Origin of the sequence: Geminicoccus flavidas, from assembly GCF_009806515.1 — a bacterium.
Lineage (GTDB): Bacteria > Pseudomonadota > Alphaproteobacteria > Geminicoccales > Geminicoccaceae > Geminicoccus > Geminicoccus flavidus.
Window position 1 is genome coordinate 1 of sequence record NZ_WUJP01000367.1, and the last position, 8,964, is coordinate 8,964.

General features: G+C 68.1%; 9 protein-coding genes. 2 read left to right on the forward strand and 7 right to left on the reverse strand.

The window, feature by feature from the left end:
- Both EQG76_RS10315 and EQG76_RS10320 read left to right on the forward strand, forming a co-directional pair.
- A partial coding sequence (locus EQG76_RS10315) for a hypothetical protein (RefSeq protein WP_159713079.1) occupies positions 1-246 on the forward strand: 246 nt, incomplete at its 5' end.
- Between the two features lie 78 nt (positions 247-324).
- Positions 325-570: a hypothetical protein gene (locus tag EQG76_RS10320; RefSeq protein WP_159713081.1), complete on the forward strand. Its 246-nt coding sequence runs from the start codon at positions 325-327 to the stop codon at positions 568-570.
- A 97-nt stretch (positions 571-667) separates the two neighbouring features.
- Here EQG76_RS10320 and dnaE read toward each other — a convergent pair whose 3' ends face one another.
- The 7 genes from dnaE to EQG76_RS10355 form a co-directional block, all read right to left on the reverse strand.
- On the reverse strand, positions 668-4,138 hold the full coding sequence (gene dnaE / locus EQG76_RS10325; RefSeq protein ID WP_159713083.1) for a DNA polymerase III subunit alpha: 3,471 nt from the start codon (positions 4,136-4,138) through the stop codon (positions 668-670).
- 53 nt (positions 4,139-4,191) lie between these two features.
- Complete coding sequence (locus tag EQG76_RS10330; protein ID WP_159713085.1) at positions 4,192-5,427, reverse strand: hypothetical protein; 1,236 nt, start codon at positions 5,425-5,427, stop codon at positions 4,192-4,194.
- Positions 5,428-5,572: 145 nt separating this feature from the next.
- Positions 5,573-5,791: a P-loop NTPase family protein gene (locus EQG76_RS10335; protein ID WP_159713087.1), complete on the reverse strand. Its 219-nt coding sequence runs from the start codon at positions 5,789-5,791 to the stop codon at positions 5,573-5,575.
- A 231-nt stretch (positions 5,792-6,022) separates the two neighbouring features.
- Positions 6,023-6,412, reverse strand: a complete 390-nt coding sequence (locus tag EQG76_RS10340; protein ID WP_200840717.1) for an SPW repeat domain-containing protein — start codon at positions 6,410-6,412, stop codon at positions 6,023-6,025.
- Positions 6,413-6,462: 50 nt separating this feature from the next.
- Entirely contained in the window at positions 6,463-7,185 is a 723-nt protein-coding gene (locus EQG76_RS10345; protein WP_159713089.1) for an ABC transporter ATP-binding protein, read from the reverse strand.
- Positions 7,178-8,422, reverse strand: coding sequence for a lipoprotein-releasing ABC transporter permease subunit (locus tag EQG76_RS10350; protein WP_159713093.1), 1,245 nt, complete (start codon positions 8,420-8,422; stop codon positions 7,178-7,180). The genes EQG76_RS10345 and EQG76_RS10350 overlap by 8 nt, the downstream gene beginning before the upstream one ends.
- Positions 8,419-8,964: His/Gly/Thr/Pro-type tRNA ligase C-terminal domain-containing protein (locus tag EQG76_RS10355; RefSeq protein WP_235031300.1), on the reverse strand; the 546-nt coding region annotated here is incomplete at its 5' end. The genes EQG76_RS10350 and EQG76_RS10355, both read right to left, overlap by 4 nt.

Genomic DNA, 8,964 nt, shown 5'->3' on the forward strand with positions numbered 1-8,964 from the left:
TCGCGCTCGGCGGGCGCCGGGCTCGAAGGCAACCTGTTACTGACGCCGAAGCTCAATCTCAGCGCCTCCTTCAGTTCCATCTACGAGGAGTATGAGGACACCGAGGACGAGCCGACCGGCAGCGACCAGACCGGATGGTTCCACGCCTTGTCCCTGGATGCCGATTACGAGCTTGCCGAGGATACCACCCTCACCATCGGTCTGATCGGCAACTTCAAGCAAGCAGCCGAGAGCTTCGAGCAGTAGTACGAACTGGGTTTCGGCATCGGCCTCGAGCATTCCCTGTCGAACCCGCTGGACGAGGACCTGGATCCGGTAAGCCTCGTGGTCGAACTGGGCTATATCTACCGCCCCTACGACGATCCCGATCCGGACTCAGACTTCGAGAAGGCGGAGATCGACCGGCAGTTCGATGCCGACTTCGTGGCGATCGTGCCCTTCCGGCCCCGCTGGAGTGCGGTGCTGCGCCTCTTCTATACCGACAACCAGTCCAACTATCCCGACGAGGAATACGATAATTTCGGGGTCCTGGTGGGCGTCAGCTATGAATTCAACTCAGACGATGCCTGATTGCTTCCCGCCTGCTGCCTGACGACAGGGATGCCGCTCCTGCCACACACAGCCGCCCGCTCCCTTGAGTTTGGCAGCAGGTCGCACGGCGCACGCCTCAATGCACCGTCGCCACCTCGCGCACCTCGATCACGCCGGCCATCCGCTCCAGGTCCGGGCGCCTTGCCGGCGGCAGGCCCAGCCCGTCCGGCAGGGCCAGCACGACCTCCCCCGCTTCATGGGCCAGCACCAGGCGCAGGCGACCCTGCCGGCCGGTCCTGGGGGTCAGCAGCGGGCGCATGGCCAGCGCCGCATCGACCGAGTCCAGCCGGATGGTCAGGTCGGGCACATGCGGGACCAGCAATTCCTCCAGGGCCTCGACCTTGTGCGCGGTGAGCCGGACCATGTCGCCGTCCACCCGCCCGTCCGCCTCGATCACCAGCGGCACCTTGCTTTCCAGAAGCTCGCGGGTGCGGGCCAGGATCTCGGAGAACAGGGTCACCTCGAACTGGCCGGACGGGTCGCTCATCGCGACATGGGCAAAGCGCGCGCGCTCGGTCACCCGCTCCTGCTTGCCCAGCACGACGCCTGCCAGCTTGAGCCGGCCCGGCTGGCCCGAGGTCAGCCGCTCGACGATCTTATCCGAGCGGGTGATGCCGTACTGCGCCATCGCGGCGGCATAGCCGTCCAGCGGATGGGCAGAGAGATAGAAGCCGATCGCCTCCATCTCCGCCTGCAGCCGCTCCAGGGCCGGCCAGTCCTCGGCCTCGGGCAGGCTGGGTGCGCTGGGTGCCGCGGTCGTGCCGCCGAACAGGCTGTCCTGGCCGCTCTCGGCCTCGGCCTGGGCCGCCTGGGCGGCACGCAGCAGGAAGTCCGCCCCCTCGCAGATACGGCGCCGGTTGGGCAGGAGCTGGTCGAACGCGCCGGCCTTGGCCAGCGCCTCGAGCAGGCGGCGGTTGATCACCTTCGTGCCCAGCCGGTGGACCAGGTCGAACGGCGACGTGTAAGGCCCGCCCCGCTCCCGCTCCTCGACCAGCGCCTCCATGGCAGCGCTGCCCACGCCCTTGATCGCCGCCAGGGCGTAGCGCACCGCCGGCCCACTCTCCGTCTCCTCCACCGAGAACCGGACCTGGGAGGCGTTCACGTCCGGCGGCAGCAGGGTGATGCCGCTGGTGCGCAGCTCCTGCTGGAACATCAAGAGCTTGTCCTGATTGGCCATGTCCATGGTCATGCAGGACGCGAAGAACTCGTGCGGGTGGTTCGCCTTCAGATAGGCGGTGTGATAGGCGAGCAGCGCATAGGCCGCGGCGTGCGACTTGTTGAAGCCGTAGGAGGCGAACTTCGCCACCTGGTCGAAGATCACCTGGGCGAGATCCTGGTCGATGCCGCGCTCGGCCGCCCCCTTCACGAAGATGGCGCCCTGCGCGTCCATCTCCTCCTTGATCTTCTTGCCCATCGCCCGGCGCAGCAGGTCGGCACCGCCCAGGGAATAGCCTGCCAGCTCGCGGGCGATCTGCATCACCTGCTCCTGGTAGATGATCACCCCGTTGGTCTCGCTCAGGATCGGCTCGAGCATCGGGTGGAGGTAGCCCGGCTCTTCGGTCTTGTGCTTGACCGCGATGTAGCGCGGGATGTTGTCCATCGGGCCCGGCCGGTAGAGCGAGACCATCGCGATGATGTCCTCGAACACGTCCGGCTTCAGCTTGCGCAAGGCGTCGCGCATGCCGGCACTTTCGAGCTGGAACACGCCCGCCGTCTCGGCGCGGGCCAGGAGCTCGTAGGAGCGCCGGTCCTCCAGGGCGAGCTTGGCCAGGTCCAGGGGTGTGCCGCGCTCGCGCACCAGCTTCTCGCCCATGGTCAGCATGGTGAGCGTGGTGAGCCCCAGGAAGTCGAACTTGACCAGGCCCGCGGTTTCGACGTCCTTCATGTTGAACTGGGTGACCGGCATGTCCGAGCGCGGGTCGCGATAGAGCGGCACCAGCTCTTCCAGGGGCCGGTCGCCGATCACCACGCCCGCGGCATGGGTCGAGGCGTGCCGGGGCAGGCCCTCCAGCTTGCGGGCGATCTCGATCATCCGCTCGACCTGCGGGTCGCTGTCCCGGGCCTCGATCAGCCTGGGCTCCATCGCCATCGCCTGTTCCAGGGTCGGCGGGTTGGCCGGGTTGTTCGGGATCAGCTTGGAGATCTTGTCGACCAGGCCATAGGGCAGGCCCAGCACCCGGCCGACATCGCGGATCACCGCCTTGGCCTGCAGTTTCCCGAAGGTGATGATCGAGGCGACCCGGTCATGGCCATAGCGGTCGCGCACATAGCGGATCACCTCGTCGCGCCGGTCCTGGCAGAAGTCGATGTCGAAGTCCGGCATCGACACGCGCTCGGGATTCAGGAAGCGCTCGAACAGCAGACCGAAGCGCAGCGGGTCCAGGTCGGTGATCGAGAGCGACCAGGCCACCACCGAGCCGGCCCCCGAGCCGCGCCCCGGCCCCACCGGGATGCCGTTGGCCTTGGCCCATTTGATGAAGTCGGACACGATCAGGAAGTAGCCCGGGAACTTCATCTGGGCGATGACGTCGCACTCGAACTGCAGCCGCTCGCGGTACGGCCTAGCCGCGGCCTCGCGGGCAGCGTCGTCCATCGCTTCGGTCCAGACCGACTGGCGCAGGCGCAGCTCCAGCCCCTCGGCGGCCTGCTTGCGCATCTCCGCCTCCTCGTCGGCGGCGAAGGTCGGCAGGATCGGCTTGCGCTTGGGCGCCTCGTAGGCACAGCGCCTGGCGATCACCAGCGTGTTCTGCACGGCCTCCGGCAGGTCGGCGAACAGCTCCACCATCTCCTCGGCCGACTTGAACCGGTGGTCCTTGGTAAAGCGGCGCCGCTCGTCCTCGATCAGCAGCCGGCCATCCGCAATGCAGATCAGCGCGTCATGCGCCTCGTAATGGTCCTCTTCCAGGAAATGGCAGTCATTGGTCGCGACCAGCGGCAGATCGAGCGCGTAGGCTAGGTCGATCATCGCCCCTTCGGTGGCGTTCTCCTCGGGCAGGCCGTGGCGCTGAAGCTCGACATAGAGCCGGTTCGGCCAGATCGCCTTCATCCGCTCCAGCATGGCGCGGGCACCCTTGGCGTCGCCGCGCAGGAGGCGCTGGCCGATCGGGCCGAACGCACCGCCGGTAAACACGAGCAGTCCTTCGGAATGGGCCGCCAGCTCGTCCATGGTGACCGCCACCTGATCCTTGCCGGCCAGGTAGGCGCAGGTCATCAGCCGGGACAGGCTGAGATAGCCCGCCTCGTTCTGCACCAGGAACACCAGTTGCTCGGTTTCCTGGAGCGGCGGCGCCCCGGTCTGCGGCCGCCGCGGCTCGGGACCGCCTTCCGGTACCAGCGCCAGCAGCGCGCCCACCACCGGCTGGATGCCGGCCTTGGTCGCCTCCTTGCAAAACTCCATCACGCCGAACAGGTTGCAGCTGTCGGTGACCGCCACCGCCGGCATGCCCAGCGCCTTCGCCTTCTTCGCCAGCTCGCCGTTCTTGATCGAGGCCTCGAGCAGGGAGAAGCAGGAATGGACGCGCAGGTGCACGAAGGAGGCAAGCGCCATGGGATCCTCTGGTTGAACGAGCGGCCCGAGCCTGTCCGTCCGGCGGGCAAAGTTCAAGGCGCGGCTGGTGACGCGTAGCTCGCGCGCATCATCGAGAAAACATAATCCAGTTGCAGGTAGGTGTCGAAGCTCGCCACCCCGGTCGAGGGCAGCCGGAACCATTCCGGCTGCGGCGCGCCCCGATAGCTCTCGAATGAGCCGTCCTCGTTCTGCTTGAACACCGGCAGGCGGGTGGCTTCCGGCGGGCCCAGCGGGTGGTCCGGATAGCCTGTGCCGAACTCGAACGAGGCGGCGGCATTGACGCGTGGTCCGATCGTCGATCGGACATGGCAGGTCATGCACGAAGAGGTTCGCTGGAAGCCGGTTTCCAGCTCGGAGTCGGCCAGTTGCACCGGAAGGCCGTAATCATCGGTAAAGTCGATCTGGGTGCCGCGCAGCCGGTAGTTCGCCCAGACGGTGCCCTCCAGCCCGAAGCCCGACGGCAGCCGGCCGCAGTCCAGCGCTTCAGGCGGGCAGGCCACGCTGTCGCGCGACGGGATCAACCAGCCTTCGTCATGGATCCCGCGGCGGAACGGGTTGTCGACATGCTCGAAGGTCGCCCACAGCCAGCGCGGCAGGACTTTGGACATGACATGCAGCGAGGTCAGGCCGTAGAGGCGCTCCTGACCGTCCGCTTCGTCGCTGAGCGTGGCCCAGTGGTAGCGGACTTTGTCTGCCTCGCCGATCGGCCGCCAGACCGCCTTGATCTCGATGGCCTCGGGTGGAAACTGCACCGGCAGGCCCGCATAGAAGCGCCGCTCCTGCCCGTCGATCGAGTAGAGATCATTGTCGCGGATATAGTCGAAGGCGGCGCGGTTCATCCGCACCTCGTCCTTCTGGTGGCCGGTCCTGCCGGGCGGAACCGGGCTGGTGTCACGCACCAGGGTCTGCTGCAGCGGATGCTCGTCCGGGTCGCGCTCCGGGCCCAGCCGGTTCGATGCATCCAGCCAGGGCGGTGGGGTCCGCCCATCAGGCAGGTAGACGTCCTTGGTCAGCGCCCAGGTCTCCCAAACCACCGGACGCGGCTCACCCAGTGCCGCTTCGGGGTCCGGCGCACTCTCCTCGTCCAGGGCCGGCCAGTTGATCGCGACGAACAGTTGCCAGGCGAACCGGTCCGGATCGCGCAGGGCCAGGGCCACGTCGTCCGGCACCATCCAGGGCTCTGCTGCGGCGCGTGCCGCCGGGCCGGTCAAGGCCAGCAGCAGCACGCCAAGACCACCCATTGCTGCCAACGAACGCCAGCCTGTCATTCCCGCCTCCCCGCCTGTCGTCGTGCGACCGGCGCTCGCCGCGGACCGGTGCCCTGTACGAGTGATAGGGGCACCGCCGGCCCGCATTTCAGCCACAGCGAGCGGACTTTATCCGGAAGCGGCGGAGCCTCGGGAGAGGTGCTGCTCAGCCAGAGGGCAGAAGGTCCATGCTGCTCGGCTGCAGCGCCGGCCGGGCGACCGCCGGGAGCTGACCCCGCTCCAGCCGCGGCACCCGGTCCTTGCGCTGGGCGAGATTGGGATCGTGGGTGGGGATCAGCGCCGCGGTGCCAGTGCTGTGCACCACGTCCATGAGCAGCGCGAACACGGTCTCGGCCGTGGCGGTGTCCAGACTGCCGGTGGGCACGTCGGTGGCCAGCAGGGGCCGGCCGGTCGGCCAGCGCCCTCGCCTTCTTCGCCAGCTCGCTGCTCTTGATCGAGTCCTCGCGCAGGGAGAAGCAGGAATGGACACGCAGATGCACAAAGGTAGCGATCGGCATGAAGAACCCGACCGGACCGATGCCGGCGCGTTAGGCCGGCACCTTCCGGCGCCGACCGCCGGCAGTGTCATCCTGCAGGTGACACGATGCCCGCCCTTTCAGGGGCGCCCGGCCGTCGCGTCGCGATGCAGCGGTGCCGTGTCCGTCCGCGTCATCAGCGCGGTGGCTATCTCGAACAGGCCGATCAGCACGAAGGGCACCCAGCTCCGCTCGGCAAATCCGAACAGCCAGGGCGACGCTATCAGCAGGACGCCGCCGCCAGCGTCCAGGATCAGGTGCACCGGCATCGGGATGAGCCGGACGATCGCCAGCTCGTAGCGGGTCAGCAGGCTGTAGACGATGATGCTGATCCCGAGAAGGATCGGGATCCACTGGCCGAAGCTGCGATCCGCGGTGCCGGCCATGTAGGGCAGGCCGATCAGGATGATCGCCACGATATAGTCGAGCGCGCCATGCGCGCGGGTCGAGAGGAAGCGCATCTTGGTCATCCAGGGTCTGTGCTCGCAAAGCCAACCCCGCTGACCGCCTGCCGTTCCGCTCAGCCCGGCGAAGAGACCATGGCGCGGGCCGGTTCCGGCCGCGGCACCGCCAGAAGCTGCCCCCGCTCCAGCCGCACCACCCGGTCCATGCGCTGGGCAAGATCGGGATTGTGGGTGGCGATCAGCGCAGCGGTGCCGGTCCGGCGCACCACGTCCAGGAGCAGCGCGAACACCGTCTCGGCCGTCGCGGTGTCCAGGTTGCCGGTGGGCTCGTCGGCCACCAGCAGGGCCGGCCGGTTGGCCAGGGCCCTGGCGATCGCGACCCGCTGCTGCTCACCGCCGGACAGCTTGCCTGGTCGATGTGCCTGCCGCTCGCTCAGGCCCACCTGGGACAGCAGCTCGGCCGCCCGCACGCGTGCCGCACGCCTTGCGATGCGCGCCAGCATCTGCGGCAGCACCACGTTCTCCTCGGCGGTGAAGTCGGCGAGCAGGTGGTGGAACTGGTAGACGAAGCCGATCGTCTCGCGGCGCAGCCGGGTCCGCTCGACATCGCCGAGCTTCGCGGTCGGCCGGCCCAGGATCCGCACCTCGCCGCCGTCCGGCCGCTCCAGCAGGCCGGACTGGTGCAGGAGGGTCGACTTGCCGGCACCCGAGGGCCCCACCAGCGCCACGATCTCGCCGCGCCTGACCACCAGGTCCACGCCGCTCAGCACATGGAGCCGCTCGCTGCCTTGCCGATAGGTCCGCGTCACCCGCTCCAGGGACAGCACCGCCTCACTCATGGCGCAGCGCCTCCACCGGGTCGGTCGCGGCTGCCCTGAACGAGGGGTAGAGCGTCGCCAGCAGCGAGAGCACCAGCCCCATCAGCACCACGGACACGACGTCGCCGGTCTCGATCCGGGCCGGCATCTGCGACAAAAAGCGGATCTCGGCGGCGAACAGCTCGGTACCGGTGATCCGCTCCAGGAACAGGCGGATCGCGTCGATATTGGCCGCAAAGGAGATACCCAGCACGGCACCGAGGCCCGTCCCGACCAGGCCAATTGCGGTGCCGGCCAGGAGAAAGATGCTGAGGATGTTGCTCTTGGTGGCGCCCATGCTGCGCAGCACCGCGATGTCGCGGGTCTTGGAACGCACCAGCATGGTGAGCCCGGTGATGATGTTGAACGCCGCGACCAGCACAATCAGGGTCAGGATCAGGAACATCACGTTGCGCTCGACCAGGAGCGCGTTGAAGAAGTGGCTGTTCACCTGCTGCCAGGTGAGCAGCTGGGTGCCGGGCGGCAGGAGCTGGTCGAGCCCTGGCCGCAGGTCCCCGACCAGGTCGGGATGCTGCACCTCGACCTCGATCGCGGTGACGCCCTCGCCGGTCTGGAAATAGCGCTGGGCGTCGGCCAGGCTCAGATAGACGAAGCTGTTGTCGTACTCGTACATGCCGATCTCGAAGACCGCGCCGACCGTGAAGGTCACGACCTTCGGGATCATGCCGATGCCGGTCGCCGTCCCTTTGGGCGAGATCAGCTGCAGCGGCGAGCCGACCCTCAGCCCCATGCGCTGGGCCATGCGCACGCCGATCGCCGCGACGTTCTCACCCTCCAGCCGGTCGAGCGAGCCCGCTAGCACGTTGTCGGCGATGAACGGGCGCTGCTTCAGGTCCTCGATGCGCAGGCCGCGCACCAGAGCGCCCGACGCGGCCCCGTTCGCCGACGCCATCACCTGGCCCTCGACATAGGGGAACACCAGCTCCACGCCCGGTGCCTCCGCCAGCCGGTCGACCAGCGGCTGGTAATCGATGATCGGCCCCTGGGAGATCACCGTGGCATGGCCGTTCACGCCCAGGACGCGCGACAGGAGCTCAAAGCGGAAGCCGTTCATCACGGCCATCACCACGATCAGCGTGCCGACGCCCAGAGCGATGCCGAGAAAGGCGAAGCCCGCCACCAGGGAGATGAAGCCCTCGCCTTTGGTGGGGCGCAGGTAGCGCCTGGCGATCAGCCGCTCGACGGGGGAGAACATCAGGCGGCAAATCGCGCGAGCAGGGCGTCCACCGATAACTCCTCGACCGCCCCGGTCCGGCGCGATTTCAGCTCGACCGTGCCGGCCTTGGCCCCGCGCGGGCCGACCGTCACCTGCCAGGGCAGGCCGATCAGGTCCATGGTGGCGAACTTGGCGCCGGCACGCTCCTCGCGGTCGTCATAGAGGACCTCGACCTTCGCGGCTTCCAGCTTCGCGTAGAGGTCGTCGGCGACACCCCGGCAGAGCTCGTCGTCGGCACGTAGGTTGATCAGGCCCACGCGGAAGGGTGCCACGCTCTCCGGCCAGACGATGCCCTTCTCGTCATGGTTCGCCTCGATCAAGGCACCCACCAGCCGCGACACGCCGATCCCGTAGGAGCCCATCTCGACCGGGGTCTCCTTGCCGTCCGGCCCCAGCACGGTGGCGCCCATCGCCGCCGAGTACTTGGTGCCGAAGAAGAAGATGTGCCCGACCTCGATGCCGCGGCCGGAGCGCAGCCGCTCGGGCGGCACCGGACAGGCGGCCGGGTCGTGCAGCTCGTCGGC

What these genes read in the sequence shown, in the direction of transcription:
- dnaE (WP_159713083.1), bottom strand. Translation starts at nt 4,138, where the DNA reads ATGGCGCTTGCCTCCTTCGTGCACCTGCGCGTCCATTCCTGCTTCTCC.
- EQG76_RS10330 (WP_159713085.1), bottom strand. Translation starts at nt 5,427, where the DNA reads ATGACAGGCTGGCGTTCGTTGGCAGCAATGGGTGGTCTTGGCGTGCTG.
- EQG76_RS10340 (WP_200840717.1), bottom strand. Translation starts at nt 6,412, where the DNA reads ATGACCAAGATGCGCTTCCTCTCGACCCGCGCGCATGGCGCGCTCGAC.
- EQG76_RS10345 (WP_159713089.1), bottom strand. Translation starts at nt 7,185, where the DNA reads ATGAGTGAGGCGGTGCTGTCCCTGGAGCGGGTGACGCGGACCTATCGG.